Annotated in this window: 12 protein-coding genes; 8 read left to right on the forward strand and 4 right to left on the reverse strand. The window is 58.3% G+C overall.

The window, feature by feature from the left end:
• Positions 1-167: 167 nt before the first annotated feature.
• The 6 genes from ACI5FR_RS06465 to ACI5FR_RS06490 all read left to right on the forward strand — a co-directional run bounded on the left by ACI5FR_RS06465 (position 168) and on the right by ACI5FR_RS06490 (position 11,661).
• Positions 168-3,497, forward strand: coding sequence for an FIMAH domain-containing protein (locus ACI5FR_RS06465; protein ID WP_405451893.1), 3,330 nt, complete (start codon positions 168-170; stop codon positions 3,495-3,497).
• 98 nt (positions 3,498-3,595) lie between these two features.
• A complete protein-coding gene (locus ACI5FR_RS06470) occupies positions 3,596-6,778 on the forward strand; it encodes a polysaccharide lyase family 8 super-sandwich domain-containing protein (RefSeq protein WP_405451896.1) in 3,183 nt (1,060 codons plus the stop codon).
• Between the two features lie 180 nt (positions 6,779-6,958).
• A complete protein-coding gene (locus ACI5FR_RS06475) occupies positions 6,959-8,047 on the forward strand; it encodes a BMP family lipoprotein (protein WP_405451899.1) in 1,089 nt (362 codons plus the stop codon).
• Positions 8,048-8,128: 81 nt separating this feature from the next.
• On the forward strand, positions 8,129-9,652 hold the full coding sequence (locus ACI5FR_RS06480; protein ID WP_405451901.1) for an ABC transporter ATP-binding protein: 1,524 nt from the start codon (positions 8,129-8,131) through the stop codon (positions 9,650-9,652).
• Complete coding sequence (locus tag ACI5FR_RS06485) at positions 9,649-10,704, forward strand: ABC transporter permease (RefSeq protein ID WP_405451903.1); 1,056 nt, start codon at positions 9,649-9,651, stop codon at positions 10,702-10,704. Before ACI5FR_RS06480 ends, ACI5FR_RS06485 begins: the two co-directional genes overlap by 4 nt.
• 3 nt (positions 10,705-10,707) lie before the next feature.
• Positions 10,708-11,661 carry an ABC transporter permease gene (locus ACI5FR_RS06490; protein WP_405451906.1) on the forward strand — a complete coding sequence of 318 codons (954 nt, stop codon included), beginning with the start codon at positions 10,708-10,710 and terminating at the stop codon, positions 11,659-11,661.
• Here the strand turns inward: ACI5FR_RS06490 and ACI5FR_RS06495 are convergent.
• The 3 genes from ACI5FR_RS06495 to ACI5FR_RS06505 all read right to left on the reverse strand — a co-directional run bounded on the left by ACI5FR_RS06495 (position 11,621) and on the right by ACI5FR_RS06505 (position 16,776).
• The gene (locus ACI5FR_RS06495) at positions 11,621-13,918 is read right to left on the reverse strand and encodes an ATP-binding protein (protein WP_405451909.1); all 2,298 of its coding nucleotides are present in this window, start codon (positions 13,916-13,918) and stop codon (positions 11,621-11,623) included. The two genes, ACI5FR_RS06490 and ACI5FR_RS06495, sit on opposite strands and share 41 nt — an antisense overlap.
• Before the next feature lie 118 nt (positions 13,919-14,036).
• The gene (locus ACI5FR_RS06500) at positions 14,037-16,100 is read right to left on the reverse strand and encodes a multicopper oxidase family protein (RefSeq protein ID WP_405452232.1); all 2,064 of its coding nucleotides are present in this window, start codon (positions 16,098-16,100) and stop codon (positions 14,037-14,039) included.
• A 115-nt stretch (positions 16,101-16,215) separates the two neighbouring features.
• Positions 16,216-16,776, reverse strand: coding sequence for a hypothetical protein (locus ACI5FR_RS06505; RefSeq protein ID WP_405451911.1), 561 nt, complete (start codon positions 16,774-16,776; stop codon positions 16,216-16,218).
• A gap of 615 nt (positions 16,777-17,391) precedes the next feature.
• Here ACI5FR_RS06505 and ACI5FR_RS06510 point away from each other — a divergent pair.
• Positions 17,392-17,691 carry a hypothetical protein gene (locus ACI5FR_RS06510; protein WP_405451914.1) on the forward strand — a complete coding sequence of 100 codons (300 nt, stop codon included), beginning with the start codon at positions 17,392-17,394 and terminating at the stop codon, positions 17,689-17,691.
• A gap of 64 nt (positions 17,692-17,755) precedes the next feature.
• Positions 17,756-19,342, forward strand: coding sequence for a PLP-dependent aminotransferase family protein (locus ACI5FR_RS06515; protein WP_405451916.1), 1,587 nt, complete (start codon positions 17,756-17,758; stop codon positions 19,340-19,342).
• Here the strand turns inward: ACI5FR_RS06515 and ACI5FR_RS06520 are convergent.
• On the reverse strand, positions 19,339-20,748 hold the full coding sequence (locus tag ACI5FR_RS06520) for an extracellular solute-binding protein (RefSeq protein ID WP_405451918.1): 1,410 nt from the start codon (positions 20,746-20,748) through the stop codon (positions 19,339-19,341). The genes ACI5FR_RS06515 and ACI5FR_RS06520 overlap by 4 nt on opposite strands.
• Positions 20,749-20,862: the final 114 nt, after the last annotated feature.

Consider the following 20,862-nt stretch of genomic DNA (forward strand, 5'->3'; position numbering starts at 1 on the left):
CGTTTTATGATGAACTTGGCATACGATATGAACCGGATATGATCCGGTAGGAAGGAGGACAACGAGGCGGAAAACAAACGAGCAGCAAATGAACCATCCGTCACGCAAGATTGAAATCGCTTACAAAAGAATGAAAAAACGATCCTTAGAAAAGGAGACCCCTCATAATGATCAGAAGAGTATTTGCTCTTGTGCTGATTGCAAGTCTAAGTCTAGGGTTAGTCCCGGTTTTCTCATCCGCCGCCTCGGCAGCGGAGTGCCTTTCTCCATCCTTAGCCAATCCGGGATTCGAAGAGCCCGTCGCGGGGACCAAAATTCCGAATTGGAGCTATTTCGGTCCGGCAAACACGACTGGAAACCTCGTTCAGGTGTCGAAGGAGAAAAGCCTCAACGGAACGTCCAGTCTCAAAATCGACAAAAGCTCGACCACCAACTCGTTGGGTGTAACGAGCGACCGGTTCGCGGTTACCCCTGGATGCACCTATACGGCCAAGAGCAATGTGTACTTAGAGTCGGGCGGCACCATCATGTATTTGCGTTTTTACGATAGCGCAGGCCGGCAAATCTCGGGAGCGGACGCCACCGCATCCGTAACAACGCCCCTCAAGCAATGGAATCAACTGAGCGCCGAAGGAGTCGCTCCGGCCACAGCAGCAAAGGCGGAGATTCTGCTTTACGTTTCGGTAGCGACGAAAAGCACGCTTTATTATGACGAGGTTTCGGTGCAGATGAAGAAAACGTTCCAGCTTCCTTTTGAATTCGGCGCTCCCGTCAAGATGGGCCCTGCGACCGTCACTTCCAATGCCGGCGCGGCAGCGGTCGGGGACGGCGAAATCTATGTGGCGCCGAGCGGGTCCCCCGCGATGTTTTATGCCTTGGATGCCTTGACCGGCGAAGTGAAGCACGAAGAGGCATTGCCGGGCTCGGATGTCGTGTGGGCCATGACGATGGGTCCGGACGGCAATGTGTATTTTTCGGGAACGCAGAATGCGATTCTTTACCGATACCTCCCCAAAGAGAAGAAGGTCGAGAATCTGGGGCTGAACCCGTCCAACAAATGGGTGTGGGATTTGGACGCGAGCAGCGACGGTAAAATTTTCGGCTCCACGTATCCGAACAGCAAGGCGTTCGTGTATGATATCGCTTCCGGGACGTTTCAAGACTTGGGCACGATCTATCCGGGCCAGGACTACGTGCGGGGCGGCGGGGTCACAGATAAATACTACTATGCGGGCATCGGTGCCGTAGGTCACTTGATCCGCATCGACAGGGACACGCTGGAGAAGCAGGAAATCCAAACTCCCGCAACGGGAGCGGACACGTTCGTCTCCAACATCTGGTCTTATAACGGGTTATTGTTTATGGCTTACGGAACCTCCCTGGCGATTATGGACGAACAGAATACCGACGACGTGAAAAAGGTGATGAGCTGGAAGGACGCCGCCACCTTTGACGGGATGATTTCCTCCCCTTCACCTTTTAATCCGGATTTGATTTATTTCCGCAACAAGAATACGTCTGAACTGTGGACCTATAACACGAGAACGAATGAAACCCAACCTGTTGAACCAAGGGTCAAGGTCGACAACGGGGTGAAAAGCTACAAATGGATGAAGCTTGCCAGCGGGGAAAAGGCAGGGCGAACCGTCCTAGCTATCGTCCAAAGCCCTGTGTCTTATTCCATCTATGACCCGGCCGACAACTCGATTGTGAACATTCCGCTCAACGTCAGCAAACAGGGGACCAATGTGCAAAGCCTGGAAAAAGGCCCCGACGGTAAAATCTACATGGGCGGGTACCAGGCCGGCATGAGCATCTACGATCCCGCGACCGGCGCGTTTGAACGTCAAGAGCTGGGGCCAGCCCAAATTGAGGGCATTGGCGTCATGAATGGCAAGGTGTATTTCGGAATTTACGGCGGTGCCGTCATTTACCGGTATGATCCCAGCCAGCCTTACAACGCCAAAACGAACCCGGGGATTCTCCATGATATCGATGACGGACAAAGCCGGCCGTTTGCCTTTACCTCGGCGGGCAGCAAGCTGTTTATCGGAACCATCGCCGACTACGGCCAGCTGGCGGGCGCGCTGACGGTCTATGACGAGCAAGCCGGCACCTGGTCGGTGTACCGGGATATCGTAAAGGACCAAAGCGTCATCGGGCTCGCGTACCAAGAAGGCAAATTGTACGGCGGCACTACCATTTATGGCGGACTCGGTATCGACCCTGTTGCAACAGAAGCTAAAATGTTCGAATTCGACGTTGCCCAAGGCAAGAAAACAGGAGAGTTCGCTCTGAAGGTGCCCGGTGTACAAACGCCGATCATGATCGGTTCGCTGTCCATCGGCCCGGATGGACTTTTGTGGGGCATTGTTTACGGCAAAGATGCGGCGGGTAATAATGCCTATGCGCTGTTTGCCATGAATCCGGCCACGAAAACGGTCGTGAAGAGCACGCTGTTCAAAAACGGAGCAACGGGCAGCACGTGGCGGCCCTATTACATGAAATGGAGTGACGACGGGCTTCTGTATACGACGATCGGCCGATATCTGGTCGTATTCGACCCGGAGACGCTCGAATACAAGCAGCTTGTGAACGGCTACGTCAATTTGTTCACGTTGGCGGATGACGGCAGCATCTACTACTCCACAGCGAATGATGCGTACTTGGTTCATCTGCGGGTTCCGCTCAAGGAAGCGGCACTGGAAGCGCCCGCGTCGTTGCGAAAAGGCAATACGGCTCCGGTTACGGTAACCGGCAAGCTCGTGAACGGCAAGAACGCCATTCTGGCTGGGGCGTCCATCGAATACGTCAGCAGCAATCCGAATGTAGTAACCGTACAAAACGGGGCGATGACCGCCGTTATGCCGGGAACGGCACAGATTTCAGCTAAAGTCACCCTCGGCGGCGTAACCGTTCAGACCAACAAAGTTGCGGTGGAGGTGCCGGTTGAACTCGAGCAAGTCACCCTGTCTGCCGACCGTTCCGGCCTTAAACGGACGGAGACGGTAACCTTTGGCGTCTACGGTACGTTGAACACCGGAGAAGCTGCGGATTTAACCGGCGCAACCATCGAGTACTTCAGCAGCAATCCTGCGGTAATTTCCCCGCACAGCGTCACATCTGCTGTCTATGAGACGGGTACGGCGAACGTTTGGGTGAAAGTGACGTTAAACGGCGTAACCGTCGAATCCAATAAAATCGCGATTACGGTGACGACGGATACAGAGTGGATGACCGGACTGATTCAGACCTATGAATCGAACGGAGAGCTCGACCATCCGCTTGCCGCCCAACTGACGAACCGGTTGAGGCAGGCCGAGCAATTCAAGGATCAAGGGCTTTACGACCAAGGAATCAAACAATTGGAGGATTTCCTGAAGTCGCTGGATAACGAAGCGTTGAGCGGCCGCATCTCCGCGCAGGTCAAACGAGATTTGGCCTCGGATGCCAATGCTTTGATCACGCAGTGGAAGAACTCTATGCAACAACAATAAGGTGCAATCGGGTCCAATGGGCTGCCGAAATTTTCGGCAGCCTTTTGAACCGGTAGGAGGACGGAATAACAACATTTCCGGGAAGGAGTGGAAGATCAATGCGGAAGAATACGGTGCTAGTCATGATTCTGATCTTGATGATCGGAGGATTCCCGACGGGGCTCTGGAATGCAAGATCGGCAGAGGCTGAGGGGACCGTTCAGACGAGCACAGCCGTTGCCGAGAATATCATGGAGAATGGCGGATTTGAAGATACGCTGGTCACGACCCGGAATAAATGGACGGGCAATGTGGAGCCGGCGGGATGGTCGGAGTGGTATGCAGCGGGAAGCCTGAAGGCAACCGTGGATACGGCGGTTTACCAAGAGGGTAGCCATGCGCTCCGGCTGGAGTCGACCACGGGGGGCCGGGGGGCGGCATCGGCAACGGTGAATGTGATGTCCGGCCAAACCTATATGTTCAGCGTCTGGATGAAGACCGACAACATTCAGTCTTCTACGGGCGGTGTTTTTACCCGGGTTCAGCTCCAGGACGCAACCGGCAAAAGGGTGGGAAATATCCTTTATACGGACATGTTGACGGGGAGCCAGGATTGGGTACAGAAGAAGATCGTGATCCAAGTGCCCGCGAATGCCAGCAAGTTGAAAATCGAACCTTTCTATGAGACCGGTACGGGCCGCGCGTGGTACGACGGGATGGAGCTAGTCCCTTATTATGGCTTAACAGGTCTTCTTCTGAATCGGAGTTATTTGGCGGTAGAACAAGATGAGGTTGTGCAACTTAACCCGATCTTCATTCCGGAGAACGCCACGAATAAGACGGTGATCTGGTCCAGCTCCAATCCTGAGGTCGCGGCAGTGAACAACGGAACCGTAACCGCGCTGAAGGAAGGATCAACCACGATTACGATCTCGACACCGGATGGCAAGCTATCCGCCAAGACCGAAGTGTTCGTGGAGCCCGCGGAGACGTTCACCCGTTTCGCCGAGCTTCGGCACAAATGGTTCGATAAGCTCATCGGAGACGCGTCGCCTGATTTGAACAATCCCAATGTGAAAAATTATGTGGACGGCTTGGTCAACAGTGTAACGAATCCGGAGGGAACCGGGTTATGGGATACGTTCAACCGTTCCGCGGACCGGGCTTATCTATGGAGCAATCTAGACAGCACCACCCGCTCGGGCGATATTGTCGTAGGGTACGGCCGGTTGAAAACGATGGCGCTGGCGTACAACACTCCGGGGTCCAGCTTGTATAGGAACGAACAGCTGGCCGCGGATATTGTCGGCGGATTGGACTGGATGTATGCGAACCGCTACAATGAACGATCGCTCGAATACGACAACTGGTTTCATTGGGAAATCAGCGGGCCCCAAAACTTGAATGACGTGGTCGTGCTCATGTATGACAAGCTGTCGGATACGCAAATCCAGAATTATATGCGAGCGGTGGACCGATTCGTGCCCACGCCTTATTATCGGACGATCAACAACGCCCAAGAAACCGGAGCGAACTTGCTGGACAAGGTGATGGTGACGGCATTGCGCGGAATCATCGGCAGTATAAGCGTGAAGGCTGCTTTGGGTAGAGACGCCGTTAGTCCCGTGCTCCCGTATGTGAAGAGCGGAGACGGCTTTTACGAGGATGGCTCGTTTATTCAACATACACAGGTTGCCTACACCGGAGGCTACGGACTCTCGCTGATTAGCCGCGTAGGGGATTTAATGTATGTGCTTCAGGGTTCCCCATGGGAGGTGACCGATCCGCAGCTGAACCATGTGTTTCGTTGGATCCGCGATTCCTTCGAACCGCTCATCTACCGGGGAGCCATTATGGACATGGTGCGCGGGAGAGAAATTGCCCGTCCCAACACGAATGATCACACCGTTGGCCGCAATATCGTGGTCGGGCTATTGCGTGTAGCGGAAGGGGCTCCTGCCGACGAAAAGTTGAGGATCAAACGAATGGTCAAGGAATGGATCCTGTCGGACACCACCTTTGCCGATTACAAACAAGGACTTACTTTATATGACATCCGTCTCATTGAGGCATTGTTGGCCGATGCTTCCATCGCTCCTCGCGGCGAACTCATCTACAATCATGTATTCGCGAGTATGGATCGGGCGGTCCATCTGCGTCCCGGTTTTGGATTCGGCATCGCGATGTTCTCCGACCGCATATCCGCTTTTGAATATGGCAACAACGAGAACGCCAAAGGCTGGTATACGGGGATAGGCGCCACTTCCCTTTATACGAATGACCTGACCCAATATAGCGGCGGCTACTGGCCGACGGTCGACAGCTTCCGGCTGTCCGGTACGACAACGGACGGTTCCCACGGTGATCTGAAGAACTGGCAATTTTACCGCAACCCGAACAACTGGGTAGGCGGAGCGTCCCTGAATGGGACCTATGGAGCGGTCGGCATGAACTTCTCGCTGGCCGAAACAACGGGAAGCAGTCTGGAAGGGAAAAAATCATGGTTTATGTTCGATGACGAAATCGTCGCTCTGGGAGCGGGCATTACCAGCACGGACGACCGGAAGGTGGAGACCATCGTGGAGAACCGCAAGCTGCGGGATAGCGGGGACAACCGGTTGATCGTGGACGGCCAGATCAAATCCAGCCAGCCAGGGTGGTCGGAAACGATGAGCAAGGTCCGCTGGGCCAGCCTGGAAGGCAACGTACCCGGATCGGATATCGGGTATGTGTTTCCGAAGGGGGCCGATCTATACGGCCTGCGCGAATCCCGCACCGGGTCTTGGAATGAGATCAACCCCGCCGGTTCTACGGACGCGATCACCAACAACTTCCTTAGCTTGGCCTTTAACCACGGAATTGGGCCGCAGGGCGCAACCTATTCGTATATCCTTCTTCCGAACAAAAACGCGGCCGAAACCGAGTATTATAGCCAGCATCAGGATACGATCATTCTAAAAAATACGGCCGATGTTCAAGCGGTAAAAGAGAAGAGGCTGCACATAACGGCGGCTAATTTCTGGAATCCGGGGAGCGTTGAAGAGATCGCTTCGCACAATCCTGCCTCCGTCGTACTGGAGAAGCAGCGCGGTGTGTGGACGCTCGCCGTATCCGACCCCACCCAATCCCAAAACTCGATTACCGTGGAGCTGGGCCAACCGGGCTTGACCTTGTTAAGCAGCGACCCATCCGTACACGTACAGCAAACGGAAAATTCGCTAATCTTAGAGATCAACACGGCAGGTTCGCAGGGTCGTACGTTTACGGTCAAGCTCCAAAATACTCTTGAAAAGGTGGATTAATCGTTGTATAGGCCCTGGACTCGCGTCCAGGGCTTTTTGCGGTCCTATGAATCTAGCGGAAATGTTATGTCTTCTGACCCAGTTGGTATTGAAAATAGTAGATTTTCCGCATATGATTAGGAGTGAACTGTTACATACAGATTAGTTGCGGGTTTATTAACTCAGGGGGTGCTTGTTCTAGTGAAAAAAGGGATTGTGGCTTTAACCGTATCGGCTTTGGTGCTGAGCATGCTGGCAGGATGCGGAAGCTCGGACGGCTCGACGAATGGAAGCGGTTCCGCGAAGTTCAAGGTCGGCATGGTGACGGACGCCGGGACGATCGATGACAAATCGTTCAACCAAGGGACGTGGGAAGGCGTTCAGAAAGCCGCAAAGGAACTGAAGCTGGACAACAAGTACCTGAAGCCGACGGGGACGACAGAAGCGGACTATATGAAGGAAATCGGCAATCTGTACGATGCCGGATATAAATTCATCGTCACGCCCGGATTCAAATTCGAGACGGCGATTTTCAAATCGCAGGACAAGTACAAGGACGCCAAATTCGTCCTCATCGACGGCGCGCCGAATGCCGGCGACGGGAAGGCCGTCGTGAAGGAGAACACGGTGTCGATCTTCTTCGCGGAGCATGAATCCGGCTTCCTGGCCGGGGTAGCGACCGCGCTGCAGATCAAGGAAGGCCAAGCGGGCTTCATCGGCGGCATGGAGATTCCGGCCGTGCAGAAGTTCAACTGGGGCTTCCAGCAAGGCGTAGACTACGCGAACAAGAACTTGAGCACGAAGCTGACGATTAAGCCGGAGAATGTCATCTACCAGGGCTCGTTCGACAACGTAGCGGCCGGCGGTCAGCTGGCGGCTCAGATGTTCGACCGCGGCGTGAACGTGATCTTCGCCGCAGCCGGCGGCGTAGGCGTAGGCGCGATCAATGAAGCGAAGACTCGGGTCCAAGCGGGCAAGAAGGCCTGGATCGTGGGCGTCGACGTCGACCAATACAAGGACGGCGTGTACAAGGACGACAAGTCGGTCATCCTGACTTCGGCGATGAAGAAGATCGACCAAGCGGCCTACGACATGGTGAAGGCGGAGAAGGACGGCAAGTTCCCGGGCGGCAAGACGCTGACGTTCGATTCGAAGAACGACGGAGTAGGCATTCCGGAGAAGAACCCGAACTTGAGCGACGACACCGTGAAGAAGGTGCAAGATATCGCGAAGAAGCTGAAAGCCGGAGAGATCAAGGTAGCCGCCGAGAAGGGCAGCCTGATCAAGTAGTCGAATAAATAACCGAATGAGACGGACGCGCTCCGTCTCTTTTTTTAACAAGCGGGGTCCAGTAAGGGGAGGGCGACCATCATGGATTACATCATCGAAATGCAGCACATCCGCAAGGAGTTTCCCGGCATCGTCGCCAATGACGACATCACACTCGGCCTGCGGCGGGGCGAGATTCACGCGCTGCTCGGGGAGAACGGGGCCGGCAAGTCGACGCTTATGAGCATCCTGTTCGGGATGGTCCAGCCGGATCAGGGCGTGATCAAGGTGAACGGCCGCGAGGTGAAGGTCGCGAGTCCGAACGTCGCAGGGCGGCTCGGCATCGGGATGGTGCATCAGCACTTCAAGCTCGTGGAGACGTTCACGGTGACGGAGAACATCATCCTGGGGCTCGAGCCGCGCAAGAACTTGATGCTGGACACTCGTACCGCGAGCCGGCGCATCGAGGAGCTGTCGCAGAAGTACGGGCTGAATGTCGATCCGCTCGCGTTGATCGAGGACATCTCCGTCGGCATGCAGCAGCGGGTCGAGATTCTGAAGATGCTCTACCGCGATGCGGAAGTGCTCATCTTCGACGAGCCGACCGCGGTGCTCACGCCGCAGGAGATCGAAGAGCTGCAGACGATTATGCGCAATCTGATCGCCGAGGGCAAATCGATCATCCTGATCACGCACAAGCTGAAGGAGATCAAGGCGGTCGCCGACCGATGCACGGTGCTCCGGCGCGGCAAGACGATCGGGACGGTGAACGTAGCGGAGACGAGCGAGCAGACGATGGCGGAGATGATGGTCGGCCGGCACGTCTCCTTCCAGGTGGACAAGCAGGCGGTGCAGCTGGGGGAGACAGTCCTGAAGCTGGACGGCGTATCGATCCGAAACAACCGGAAGACATGGGCACTCAAGCAATTCTCGCTGGAGGTGCGGGCCGGAGAGATCGTCGGGATCGCCGGCGTAGACGGCAACGGGCAGTCGGAGCTCGTGGAGGGGATCACCGGGCTGCGGAAGGTGGAGTCCGGGCAGATCCGGTTCCAAGGCGAGGACGTCACCGGCTTGTCGACACGGGCACGCATGGAACGAGGGATCGGGCATATTCCGGAGGACCGGCAGAAGCGCGGGCTCGTGCTGGACTATACGCTCGAAGAGAACATGATCCTCGAGGTGTACAACCGGAGGCCCTTCTCGAAGTATGGGCTGCTGAACAAGCGCATCGTGCGCGAGTATGCCGACCGGATTATCGCGAGCTTCGACGTCCGGTCCGGACAAGGGGCCGTCTCGGCCGCCCGGATGCTGTCCGGGGGCAATCAGCAGAAGGCCATCATCGGCCGGGAGATCGAGCTGAACCCGACGCTGCTCCTGGCGGTGCAGCCGACTCGCGGTCTGGACGTCGGCGCGATCGAATACATCCACAAGCGGCTGATCGAGCACCGGGACAAGGGCAAGGCCGTCCTGCTCGTCTCGCTGGAGCTGGACGAAATCCTCAAGCTGTCGGACCGGATCGCCGTGATCAACAACGGGGAATTGGTCGGAGTGGTCGAGGCGTCCGCAACGAATGAGCAAGAGCTCGGCCGGATGATGGCGGGCATCGGGAAGGAGGAGGGTGCATGAAGACCGGCATTGTCTCTTTGATGGCCGTCCTCCTCGGGCTCATCGGCGGTGCGGTGCTCATGGCGGTCACGGGACACAACCCGTTCACCGGGTACTTGTACTTGTTCCAAGGCGGGCTGAAGAACGCCGAGCGCATCGGGAATACGCTCGCCACGGCCACCCCGCTCATCCTGACCGGGCTGTCCGTCGCGTTCGCCTTCCGTACCGGCCTGTTCAACATCGGCGCGGCGGGCCAAATGCTGTTCGGCGGCTTCTGCGCGACGGCCGTCGGCCTGAGCTGGGATCTGCCCCGGGCGATCCTGCTGATCGCCATGGTGCTGGCCGGGCTGCTCGGCGGAGCGCTCTGGGCGCTTATCCCAGGCGTGCTCAAGGCCCGATTCAACGTGCATGAGGTCGTCTCGACCATCATGATGAACTGGATCGCTTACTGGACGATCTACTACGCCGTTCCGGCTTATTTCAAAGGCGAGTTCCTCGAGACGGAGTCGCGGAACTTGGCGGACTCGGCGACGCTCAAGGTGCCGTTCCTGACCGATCTGTTCGGCGGTTCTTACATCAACCTGGGGTTGTTCCTGGCCGTCATCGTCGTCATCCTCGTCGCGTTCATTATCAACCGGACAACGCTGGGTTACGAGCTGAAGGCCGTCGGCTTTAACCGCCATGCGGCGGAATACGCCGGGATTGCAGTGAGCCGCAACATCATCGTCTCGATGCTCGTCTCCGGCGGCATCGCGGGCCTGGCCGGCGTGACGCAGTATGCCGGCAATGCGGTGAACATCCAGATCGGCATCCTGCCGACCCAAGGCTTCGACGGGATTGCCGTCGCCCTGCTCGGGGCCAATACGCCGGTCGGCGTGCTCGCAGCCGCGATCTTCTTCGGGCTGCTGTACTCCGGTCGCGGATTCATGAACGCGATGACCGACATCCCGCCGGAAATCGCCGATACGATTATCGCCATTATCATTTATTTCGCCGCCGCCAGCATTCTCATCGAGCGCTTCACCCGCGCGCTAATTCGGCGCCGGGCGCAGTCCGGAAGGAAGGGGGAGTAGCGCATGTGGACGACATTGCAACAAATATTCCCCTACGCCATTGCGTATACGATTCCGATTCTAATCACGGCGCTGGGGGCGTTGTTCAGCGAGCGCAGCGGCGTCGTGAACATCGGGCTGGAAGGATTAATGGTCGTGGGGGCGTTCTCCGGGGCTTTTGTCATCTTCAAGCTGCATGAAGCTTGGCCGGATAACCCGTTCACGCTTTGGGTCGGCCTCCTCGCCGCCCTCGTGCTCGGCGCCCTATTCTCGCTGCTGCACGCGTTCGCCAGCATCAGCCTGAACGCGAACCAGATCATCAGCGGTACGGCGATTAACCTAGTGGCCGGAGCGCTGACGGTCTTCCTCTCCCGCAACATTACCGGCAGCGGAAACATCCGGCTGGAGAGCGGCTTCGTCCCGTTCGACGTGAAGTTTCTGACCGAGATCCCGGTGCTCGGGCCGTTGCTGTTCACAAAGACGTATCCTACGACGTGGCTTGTTCTGTTCATCGTGGCGATCAGCGTCTTCGTCCTCTACAAGCGGCCGTTCGGCCTGAGGCTTCGGGCGTGCGGAGAGCATCCCCACGCGGCAGAGGCGGCCGGGGTTCCGGTGAAGCGGATGCGCTACATTGCCGTGCTCATCTCCGGCGCGTTCTCCGGACTGGGCGGCGCGATCATCATCGTGACGTATGCCGGAGAGTTCACGGGCAGCGTCGCCGGACTCGGCTTCCTGGCGCTCGCTTCGCTCATCTTCGGCCAGTGGAAGCCGCTCGGGGTGCTGGCGGCGACGCTGTTCTTCGGCTTCGCCAGCACCATCGCGACCGTCTCGCAGGTCATCCCGTCGCTGTCGGCATTCCCGCCGGTCGTGCTGAAGGTGTTCCCATACGTCGCGACGCTGCTCGCGCTCGTCCTGTTCTCCAAGTCGTCGAACGCGCCTAAAGCGGCGGGTGAGCCGTTTGACTCGGGGAAGCGGTAAGAGGGAGCTGAATCTCGACACATGTCCCGACACCGACCTCGCTACGGATGAGCAGACAGCCCTTGTGATTGGCAATGATCTGTTGGCTGACCATCAGCCCTAATCCATGGCCCGTCTCCTTCTTCGTGAAGAACGGCTCTCCGAGATGAGGCAGCTCCTCCTCGGGGATGCCGGTACCTTGATCCGTGATGCGGATGACGAGCCGGTCGGACGCCTGCGGCGCGAGCTCTACCGTGAGCGTCCCGCCCTCCGGCATCGCCTCGATGCCGTTCTTCATAATGTTCACGAACACTTGCTTCAGCTGGTTCGGCTCGCACGTGAGGAGCGGCAGATCGGACGCGAACCGGGTCTCGATCCGGACATCGCTCATGTGGGCCTGAGGATCGAGCAGCAGCACGATATCCTGAATAATGTCCCGCAGGTGCACTGGGACGAAGCGGCTTACCTGCGGCTTCGCCAGGACGAGGAACTCGCTGACGATGAAGTTGATCCGATCGAGCTCCGACAACATAACTTCTAGCTGATGGGGGGTGGAAACCCCCTTTTTCATTTGCAATTGCACGAAGCCGCGCAGCGTGGTGAGCGGGTTGCGGATCTCATGCGCGACACCGGCCGCTAGCTGCCCAACGAGTGAGAGCTTCTCGGAGCGGCGCAGCATCTCCTCGGTCTGCTTGCGCTCGGTAATATCGCGGGAGATGGAGGCGATGGCGACGACCTCGCCTTGCCCGTTGCGGATCGGGGAGATCGTGACGCTGATGTCGAGCGGCTTCCCGTCTTTTGTGAGCAGCACCATCTCGAATGTGGAGACGGCTTGCCCCTCCAACACCAGGCTGAGCTTCGAGAAAAACTCGTTGTGCCATTCCGCCGGCACCACCGGCACCCGCTGGCCTAGCGCCTCTTCCCGGCTCCACCCATACAGCGACTCGAACGCCTGGTTCACTTGGATCGCGAGGCCGTCCAGATCCGAGACGTGAATCGCGTCGGACGTCTGGTTCACGAACGACTCCAAGTATTCCTTCGTATCCCGCAGCTCTTCCGCCGATTCATTCAGCCGGGCGAGGTAGCTCTGCAGGTTGCTCGCCATCGTATTGATCTGCGTGGCCAATTGGCCGAGCTCATCCCGGCTGCGAATCGGAATTTTGATCCCGAAGCGGCCGTCCGCCATCGAATTCACCTTCGACACGATCAAATTCAGCGGCCGCAGCATGAAGCCGGCGATGTAGTAGCTCGCCCCCCACATGAAGAGGATGAGACCGAGCGAGATGGCCGATTGTACGAGCAGTTGATGCCGAAGCGTCTCGCGGATCGTTTCCCGGTCGAATGTTACCGAGACCACGTAAGGCTTGGCCCCGAGGACGGGGATGAAGCTCTTCAGGATACGCTTATCGTTCGTGAAGGAATTCCCGGTCACGGCGGTACCGGATTGAAGGGCTAGCTGAATTTGCTCCTGGTCGTTCGGCGAGTCCTTGTAGGTGTACTGGCCGAAGATAATGTCCCGCACGTCCAAGTTGTGAACGGGAACCCCTTTTTTCATCTTAATGATAGGCGCCTTTCCGAAAAATTTCGGGTCGAAACCCGTAATCTCCAGAATGTTCGGGTTGTCCTTCAGGAGCTTGCCGACTAAATCCTCGGTTCCGATCGCCTTCTCGTAATCGAGGAACACTTGCGCATTCATGGCGGTGTTGATCATATAGTTGGTCGTGCCGTCGTAGTAATATCCCCATTTTTTGATCAAAGTAGGATCGGAGGTGGCGAAGTTGATCGGGCCAGCCCAATAATGCGGGAGCTTCTGGCCTTCTGCGAGCGAGACCTCCTTGTACTGGAACAGCTGCTGGAACGCTTGGAACCAATAATCCCACGACTTGGAGCTCATGTTCAGCTCTTGCTGGTCCGAGGCACGGGCCACGACGATGTCGTCCGCCGTCTGCTTCCACAACGTAATGTAATCGATCCCCAGCTTCTTGGTCAGCGCTACTAACTCTTCGTTGGTGATCTGATTGTAGTCGGGGGAGAGCTGATCCTGCGCGGCTACGGCGGCGATTCGCAGCTTCTCGCCGATCGTATCCTCGAGATATTGCCGGGCATCCTGAGACGCCTCCAGGGTAACGCCGATATGACCCGCAATGGAGTTCATTTGCTGCTCGGCGCTTGCCTGGAGGGCGTCTTTGGAGGAGAGATAGTTGATCCATATGTTCAACACAAGCGTGATGGCTACGAAGATGGTGATGAATAGGGACAGTTTCGCTTTGATGGACACGAAGAGGGCCTCCCATGCTGTCGAATCGTCACTATATCAATTAGACATGACACGGGAAAATCCTGTTTGGCAAATACCACCTTGGCGAAACTTGTCGAAATTACGCGAGCTTTGTGACTCACTCCGGATGATTGTGCGTCTCGCTACCAACCGCGTACGGCGTCGTGACCCCGATATAGCCCAGATGCATCGTCATGCCGGCCTTCGCATGCGTCAGGTTGTGGCAATGATCCATCCAGATGCCCGGATTGTTGGCGAGGAAGGCGATCTCGTACGTCTCGCCCGGGTTCACGCCCAGCGTGTCCGACCACCACGGGCTGCCTGTCACCGGCTCGCCGTTATGCGACAGCACCAGAACATGGTGGCCGTGCAGATGCATCGGGTGATCGACCATCCCGCGGTTGACGATCTTGACCTTCACGAGGTCGCCTTCCTTCACCATGAACATCGGCGTATCCGGGAATACATGGCCGTTGATCGTATAAAGCATTTCGAAGCTGCCGTTATAAAAGCCTAACTTGTTGTCTAGAATGACTTCAAAACTGCGGTCAAACTTGCTGGACGCATCGAACGGCGTCGCTGTAGAGGTGCCGTAGTGAACCGGGTCGAACTTCGTGGTCTTCGGCTGGACCGGGACTTCCCCGGACCCGTCCGGACTCATGAGAATCCCGAGGTTCAAGCCGTTGCCGACCGCCAAGAAGACGGTATGATTCGGCATCTCGAACGTGAGGTCGGCCCGCCCGCCGGTGGGCAGCTCGACATACTCGTTCTCCAGCGTGCCGGGCTCATGCAGATCGGCGCCGTCAATCGCGGTAACCTGGAACGGAGCGCCGGTGAGCGTGTACTTCTGGATCACCCAGTCATCCGTATTGATGAGGCGCAGCCGTACTTTGGTGCCGGGGGCGATCTTCTGCTTCTGCACCCCGACGTTGTCGCCGATGGCGAACCCGGCTCCGTCCCATACGTGGGACATGACGGTGATGTCCTTCACTGCGCCGATGGAGTCGCGAGGCTCGACGATCAGAGGGCCGAACAGCCCGCGTTGGACCGCTTCCTTCGAGTCTTGGTGCGAGTGGTACCAAAATGTGCCGACCTGCTCGGCGCGGAACCGATAGACGTGGCGCTCGCCCGGCATGACCGCGTCCTGGGTGACGCCGGCTACGCCGTCCTCGGCGTTCGGCACGTCGAGCCCGTGCCAGTGGAGCGTTACGCCCATGTCGATGTCCTTGTTCTCGAGCGTGACCTCCACGAGCTCGCCTTCCTTCATGCGGAGCTCGGGACCGGGCGCTTCCCCGTTGTATGTCCAGACGTCGACCTGCTTCCCGGAGGAGAACGTCACCTGGCCTTGCTGGGCGGTCAAGGTGAACTTCCGATCCGGCGTGCCGGTCGCCGGCCCCGTCAGCTTGGCGAGCGATATGGAGCCGGCCGCCGTGGCATGCCCTGCGGCATGGTCATGGGCGATGGAGGCCCCGCCGCCGAAGTCCATCGGGCCGGCCATCATGTCGAGCTTGCCCGGGAGCACGCTGCCGCGCTGCCCGGCGATGATCAGTACGGCCGCTACGCCGACGGCGGCGGCCAAGAAGCCGATGTCCCGCAGCGCGCGGATGGCGCGGCGGTTCACGATGCCCGCCTCGGGCGCGGTCACGAGGCGGCGCCGGCTGCTGTGCGCCAGCCAGAGAGCGGCGCAGATGGCGATGTAGATCGCCGCCGGAATGGCGATCTCCAGCCAGTTGGCCGGGACGACGAAGGTGAAGTACACCACGGCGGTCCCGCCGAAGGCGATCGCCTGGAACGGCACGATGAGTCCCGGCGCCGTAATGCCGTGCCGCACATGCCGGTCCTCGATTGGACCGGATGTGCCGCGAACAAGGTGCCTCAGGCGGATCAGCTTCGGCACGGAGACGAGCAGCACCGCCGCCAGCGGCACGATGACGAAGGGAGCTTGAACGAGCACAGCCAGCTTCCAAATGGCGAATTCGAAATTATTCATGAGGCCGACGACACCGGTAATCACGCCGGCCGCGGCGATCGTCACGATTCCCGCCCACGACAATTGCTTGCGCAGCTTGCGCTGCAGACGCTCCAGGGAACCTGCGTAGAGCAGCCCGGAAGCCTTCTTTCCGGCAATCCACCCTAGAATCAGCAGTAGAAAAGCGGAACCCATCTTGATTCCAAACCACATTTCATACACGACAAAATCCTCCCGACTAACGTTGTTTGTAATCAGTGTAAAGCGATCGGGAGGACGGGAACACCGCCGCGGGACGGTAACGAAACCTAGACTTTGGTTGGGGAAATTAATGGGGAGACGGGACGCGGGGCAGAGTGAGCAGCTCGCGGCGAATATCGGCCGGCAGCGGCTCTTGGAGCAGGCGGTTCAGCGTCTCCGGGCGTCCATGTGGAACGGGTCCGCCCTGCATGTAATGCAGCAGCAGCTCGGCCCTGGGCCGGCGTCCCATCAGGGCATACGCTACATACCAGACCTCCGGGCTGCCTAGCGTGATGCCGTTCCATACGGCACCCCCAAGGAGCGGTGGAATTCGGCAGAGGCCGGCGGGACTGTGGATCGCGAAGCCGCCGATTAGCTCCACCTGCGGGTCGGTCTCGTGCACGAGCAGCTTGTAGTCGCTGGCGAACGGATAATCGCCGCTCACGATCGTCTGTACAGGCAGGTCGAGTAAGGCGGCCTGAACCGCTTGTACGGGCGCCGAGGTCGTCAGGTCCCAGTCGCGGACCTTATCCGTCAATCCAAGCGCATACAACAAGCCGCTGCCGCCCAACGCATACCCGATCCCGGCCGCGTGCAAGCGGGAGGTTACGGCTTGCAGGGGTTCGAGGGGGGCGATAGTCAAAGTCATTCTGGATTCACTCCGTTTCGCTAAAGGCACTCGAAATCATAATCGTTATTTTACCATAAGGAAGCTGACTTAAGTGGACGTGCGCTTGCTTGGAGGCGTACACTAAACGACCGAACCCGTGCTCCAAAGTAACTTTTTTACTCTACAGTAGCGCCAACGGCTCGAACCCGTGCTCCAAAGTAACTTTTTTACTCTACAGTAGCGCCAACGGCCCTATTCAACGCTCCAGAGTAACTTTTCTACTCTAACAGCAGCCCCGAGTGACCGAACACGTACTCAAAAGTATCTTTCCTAGTCTACAGTAGCGCCGAGTGCCACTCCAAAAGTAGAAAATCTACTCTACAGTTCCGCCGACCGCCTCGAGTGCCGCTTGAAAAGTGCTATTTCTGTCCGGATCCCAACTAATTGCACGAATTATCCGGTGGTGCACCCAAACGCTGAGTCATCTTTTATGGTTTGACGCTCCTGGTAATCGGTTATCTACCAGAGAGGGGCTGCTAGGGATTCGCCGGCAAATGGGGTACACTGGAAAGAGTAGAAGGCTAGATGGATGGATTCACGGTTTGCGACAAGGTACGGTAGACGATTCTCTCGGGGGTAAGGAGCTAAATCCGGATGGCATTTGGGATCAAACGGCACGAGATGGAAGCCTGGAAGCAAGCGGTGGCTCGCGGAGAGATAGCTTACTTGACGCATTATTGGCTCGAACCGAGGTTCCCGGGGATTCGGACGGTGACGAAGGCCGGCTGCTCCGATCTGAAGAAGCTGGAAGCCTGGTGCAGGCGCTACGGGCTCAATCCGAAGTACATCCACCGGCGGGACGTGTATCCGCATTACGACTTGATTGGCGAGAAGCAGCGGGAAGTGCTGTATGCAGAGCAGCAGTGGGATCAAATTCAGCGCTTCGGCATCTGAATTCATCCGAAAATGGGAGCATCAAAGCACCGAAGCATCGAAGCATCGGAGAGGAGGGGGCGGCATGGCACCAACAAACTCGGACAAGCAGCACGAGGTGGATTGGGCCACGTGGCTGAGCCCCGATCAGCACGGCCCGATCGCGCCGCCCGGCTGGCAGGAGCTCGAGCTCCGGGAGCGGCAGGAGGATCTGCAGGAGCTCACATGGTTCCTGTCGATCCTGGATCGCCGCCTGCAGCTGTACCGGGAAGCGTTCCCGTCCGAACCGTTCGAACGGGAACTGGCTGCCGCGTTCCGGCAGGAGCTCGACCGGCTGCGACAGCAGGTGAACCGATATATGCGAGAGCCGGAGGCCTGCGAGATCCGGGATTACTTGGCCGTGAAATACAGAATCCGCACGGTGTACAAGCAGCTCGGTGCGGTGCTGGAGGGAAGCGGCTGGCAGGCACCGGCTGAGCAGCCCGGGGCGCGCCCCGCCTCAGATCCGACCGTGGAGGCCGGCTACATCCAGCGCGAGCATGGGACGTACATGCGCAGCTATGGCAGCGACTATGTAAAATCGTACGAGGCCGACATGGCGCGCGCCTTCTACCCAATGTCGGCGGATTGCGAGTCAAGGTCAGTCCGGTTCGTTACCTCGTCGGGCATGAGTGCGCTGGCGCTCGCCTTGTCCGCCTACAGGAAGCATACGGGGGGCTGGCTGCCTACCTATGTACAGCGCGGCTTCTACGGAGAAGGTGTCGACCTGGCCCAACTGCTGCTGCAAGAGTCGACGTCGCGGCCGCAGCTGGTGGATGCCGATCAGATCCACGCTCTGGTCGAACAGGGCAAGGCGATCGGCTGTCTGCTCGTAGAGCCCGGTCTCACGTGGCCGGTCGAGCCGCCCGTCGACTTGGACCGGCTGATGGCCCAGCTCGAGCGGCACCCCCAGACCGAGCCGCTCTATGTGATCGTGGACCGGACGCTGACCGGGATCGCGAATCCGCTGTTCGAGCGCTACGGCGACCGGTTGCCGCCGCACATCGTGCTGATCAGCGTTGAGAGCGGGATCAAATATTACGAGTACGGGCTCGACCTGATGAGCGCCGGGTACATAGTGGCAACCGGCAAGGCTCTCAAGGAGCCGGCCGCTGCCGATGCGTGGGTGGCGCTGCTCGGGCTGCTAAACGCCGGCGCCGATCCCGCCATGGTGCGGCAGCTGCCGGTGCCGGACGCGGATCGGCTCCAAGCCCGCTTGGGGCGCTTAAACCGCAACGCCTGGCTCGTCCAATCGTTCCTGCGCCACATGCAGGACCAGGGCTTCGTCTGGCGAGCCGACACGTCCGTTCACCCGTCGCACGCCTATCAAATGGGTGGCATGCCCTGGATCGGTGCCGTGTTCTATATCCAGCTGCGGGAAGGGATGACGGAAGCGGCCTATCAGGCGTGGATCGACCGGCTAATCTCCGAAGCGCCGGAGGAGCTGCATCTCACGGCGGGCGGCAGCTTCGGCTTCGACACGTTCCGTTTCAATACCGTCACCGACGGATCGGGGACGCGGAATGCGCTGCGCATGTCGGTCGGCCGGGACCCGATCGTCCAGCTGCTCGGCAAGCTGCGCGTGCTTCATCGGGCACTGACTTCGGAGCTCGCCGCCGATCCGTCCGATTAGCTCGGGTCCGGTGCCCCCGCTTGCTCCAGAAAACGCTCCAGCCGCACGGAGGCCGCTTCCTCCGTCTCCAGCCCGGACCAATACAGCTTCGCTTCCCGGTAGAACATGTCCAGCTCCTTGATCGACATATTCATTGTGCCGAATGTTCGGAAGGTTGGGATAATATCGCGGTACATATGGAACCGGGAGGGGCGGTACATGCTCTCCTTGCCCGTCCATTCGGCCGCCGGCTTCAGGCTCGGGATGCTCAGCGTCTTTTGGCGCACGAGCAGTTGGGCGGGATAGGACACCAGGAAATCCGCGAACAGCTTGGCGCTTTCCCGGGCGGGCGAGTGTGCGTTCACAGCCAGGCCCACCATCATAAGCAACGTCTTGGGATCGTTCAAATAAGGCAACGGCGCGACATCGTATTCAAAGCCGTCCGGGCGCACGTGATGATTCAGCGCCAGGTACGTCGTCATAATCATCGAAACTTTGCCGCTAAAGAACAGCTCCTCGGCATCGGCATCCGTCTCGGACAGGAACAGTGGGAAGCGGTTCTGCATATGGATCAACTCCCGGCAAGCCTTGAGGCTGTCCATCAAGTGCTCGCGGCGGATGGAGAAGCGGCCCTTCTCGTCGCGCTCGAACCGCATGCCGCTCTGCAGCAGGAAGACCGGCCACCGGTTGCTGGAGGGGAAGTGGAAGTAGAAGCCGAGCCGTTCGTTCTCAACGGCCAGCTGGGACGCTTGCTCGAACAGGTCGTTCCAGCGCCAGCCGCTATCCGGCTCCAGCACGCCCCGCTCCCGGAAGTGATCCTTGTTATAGCACAAAATAAGCGGAGTGAAAATGAACGGCTGAGCCTTCAGCTCCCCATCATAGGTCAAGGCATCGGTAAGCGCGGAGTAAATCTGAGGATGGGGCTCGAACGTCTCCAGGTCCTCGAAGCCGCGGTTCTGTTTGAAATCATCGAAGCCGTTGTAATTCATCGTGAACACGTCCACTTGCCCGGCGTCGATCATCGCTTTCATCACGCTAAAGCGGTTGATGCTGGAGTTGATGGCGACGAATTCCACGCGGATGCCGGGATGCCGCTTCTGAAACTCGGCGATCAGCGCCGTCATGGCGGCTTCCTGCAGAAGGGAGCGGTGGCAGGCGAACTTCAGCGTTACGGAGGCATGTCCCCCGGACCGGGCGGCGACCCGGTTGCCGACCCGAGGGATTTTCTCGATCAGGCCGGCTTCCACAAGCCCCTCCAGGCCTTGGCGAACCGACCGGTTGCTTAACCGGTATTGCTTGGCATAAGCCTTCTCCGAAGGCAAAAATTCCCCTTCTCGAAGCGTTCCCTTCAGGATCGCGCTGCGCACGGCTTCCACCATGCTGTCCAGCCGGGACTGAAACTGCTTGCGGCTAGGTCTCTCTTCCATGTTGACCGTCCATCATTCATAGGATAAGTGCTGCCCTTAGCATACAGAAGATTGCGTATGGGATCAAGACGACAAAAAGGCTTGATCGCTTGCCCTGCCTGAGATCCGGCGGTT

It is taken from the genome of Paenibacillus sp. HJGM_3, assembly GCF_045062745.1.
GTDB lineage: Bacteria > Bacillota > Bacilli > Paenibacillales > NBRC-103111 > Paenibacillus_AA.